This window comes from Clostridium tetanomorphum, from assembly GCF_017873215.1.
In the GTDB taxonomy this organism is placed as follows: Bacteria; Bacillota; Clostridia; order Clostridiales; family Clostridiaceae; genus Clostridium_AO; species Clostridium_AO tetanomorphum.
Genome location: NZ_JAGGKA010000048.1, coordinates 1 through 2,776 on the forward strand (window position 1 = coordinate 1; position 2,776 = coordinate 2,776).

The window sequence follows — 2,776 nt, forward strand, 5'->3', positions numbered from 1 at the left end:
TAACGGTATGTACCATAAATTGAATTCATAGATTTATGGAGGGATACCCGGGGAACTGAAACATCTAAGTACCCGGAGGAAGAGAAAGAAAAATCGATTTTCTAAGTAGCGGCGAGCGAAAGGGAAAGAGCCCAAACCAGAAACTTGTTTCTGGGGTTGCGGATAGACCATAATAAAAGTAGGACTTAGTTGAAGAGAGCTGGAAGGCTCCGCCGTAGAAGGTAAAAGCCCTGTAAACGAAAAGGAAAGCTTTAAGGTCTAATCCAGAGTACCACGAGACACGTGAAACCTTGTGGGAAGCAGGGAGGACCACCTCCCAAGGCTAAATACTAACTGGTGACCGATAGTGGAGTAGTACCGTGAGGGAAAGGTGAAAAGAACCCCGGGAGGGGAGTGAAATAGAACCTGAAACCGTGTGCCTACAACCGGTCGAAGCACATTAACGTGTGACGACGTGCTTTTTGTAGAACGAGCCAGCGAGTTACGGTATGTAGCAAGGTTAAGCACTTAAGGTGCGGAGCCGAAGGGAAACCGAGTCTGAATAGGGCGACTAGTTGCATGCCGTAGACCCGAAACCGGGTGACCTATCCATGGACAGGTTGAAGCGGAAGTAAAATTCCGTGGAGGACCGAACCACATTGGTGTTGAAAAACCATGGGATGAGCTGTGGATAGCGGAGAAATTCCAATCGAACTCGGAGATAGCTGGTTCTCCTCGAAATAGCTTTAGGGCTAGCGTCTGGAAATTGAGTAATGGAGGTAGAGCACTGAATGGGCTAGGGGCTGACAACAGTTACTGAACCCTATCAAACTCCGAATGCCATATACTTTTATCCAGGCAGTCAGACTACGAATGATAAGATCCGTGGTCAAAAGGGAAACAGCCCAGACCATCAGCTAAGGTCCCTAAGTGTAAGTTAAGTGGAAAAGGATGTGGGATTTCTAAGACAACTAGGATGTTGGCTTAGAAGCAGCCACTCATTTAAAGAGTGCGTAATAGCTCACTAGTCAAGAGATCCTGCGCCGAAGATGTCCGGGGCTCAAACTTACCACCGAAGCTATGGATGTGCACTACGTGCACGTGGTAGAGGAGCTTCCTGTATGGGTTGAAGTCGTACCGAAAGGAACGGTGGACTGTACAGGAGTGAGTATGCTGGCATAAGTAGCGAGAAATAAGTGAGAATCTTATTGGTCGAAAACCTAAGGTTTCCTGAGGAAGGTTCGTCCGCTCAGGGTTAGTCGGGACCTAAGCCGAGGCCGAAAGGCGTAGGTGATGGACAATCGGTTGATATTCCGATACCGCCAACTTGCGTTTGACAAATGGGGTGACACAGAAGGATAAGGTGTGCGCACTATTGGATGTGCGTCTAAGCATTTAGGAGTGACTGGCAGGCAAATCCGCCAGTTGAATCTGAGGTGTTACGGGGAGCTAATTTTTAGCGAAGTACCTGATTCCACACTGTCAAGAAAAGCCTCTATGGAGTAAGTTGGTGCCCGTACCGCAAACCGACACAGGTAGGTGAGGAGAGAATCCTAAGACCAGCGGAAGAATTGTTGTTAAGGAACTCGGCAAATTAGCCCCGTAACTTCGGGAGAAGGGGTGCCACCTTAATAGGTGGCCGCAGTGAATAGGCCCAAGCAACTGTTTAGCAAAAACACAGGTCTCTGCTAAAGCGAAAGCTGATGTATAGGGGCTGACGCCTGCCCGGTGCTGGAAGGTTAAGGGGATCCGTTAACGCAAGTGAAGCGGTGAACTTAAGCCCCAGTAAACGGCGGCCGTAACTATAACGGTCCTAAGGTAGCGAAATTCCTTGTCGGGTAAGTTCCGACCCGCACGAATGGCGTAATGACTTGGGCACTGTCTCAACAACAAATCCGGCGAAATTGTAGTGCAAGTGAAGATGCTTGCTACCCGCGATTGGACGGAAAGACCCCGTAGAGCTTTACTGTAGCTTAGCATTGAATTTCGGTATTGTCTGTACAGGATAGGTGGGAGACTTGGAAACAGGGGCGTCAGCTTCTGTGGAGTCAACCTTGGGATACCACCCTGACAGTACTGAGGTTCTAACCGGAGGCCATGAATCTGGTCACGGGACATTGTTAGGTGGGCAGTTTGACTGGGGCGGTCGCCTCCTAAAAAGTAACGGAGGCGCCCAAAGGTTCCCTCAGTGCGGTTGGAAATCGCGCGTAGAGTGCAAAGGCAGAAGGGAGCCTGACTGCGACACATACAAGTGGAGCAGGGACGAAAGTCGGGCTTAGTGATCCGGTGGTTCCTCGTGGGAGGGCCATCGCTCAACGGATAAAAGCTACCTCGGGGATAACAGGCTGATCTCCCCCAAGAGTCCACATCGACGGGGAGGTTTGGCACCTCGATGTCGGCTCGTCGCATCCTGGGGCTGAAGTAGGTCCCAAGGGTTGGGCTGTTCGCCCATTAAAGCGGCACGCGAGCTGGGTTCAGAACGTCGTGAGACAGTTCGGTCCCTATCCGTCGCGGGCGTAGGAAATTTGAGAGGAGCTGTCCTTAGTACGAGAGGACCGGGATGGACTGACCTCTGGTGCACCAGTTGTCACGCCAGTGGCACAGCTGGGTAGCTATGTCGGGAAGGGATAAACGCTGAAAGCATCTAAGCGTGAAGCCCACCTCAAGATTAGATTTCCCATAGCGTAAGCTAGTAAGACCCCTTGAAGAACACAAGGTTGATAGGCTAGAGGTGTAAGTGTAGTAATACATTCAGCTGACTAGTACTAATAGGTCGAGGGCTTGATCTAAAATTTAA

General features: G+C 50.3%; 1 rRNA gene. It reads left to right on the top strand.

Annotated elements, in window-relative coordinates:
• Nucleotides 1–2,768 (top strand): 23S ribosomal RNA (locus tag J2Z24_RS21075); the annotation flags it as partial.
• Nucleotides 2,769–2,776: the final 8 nt, after the last annotated feature.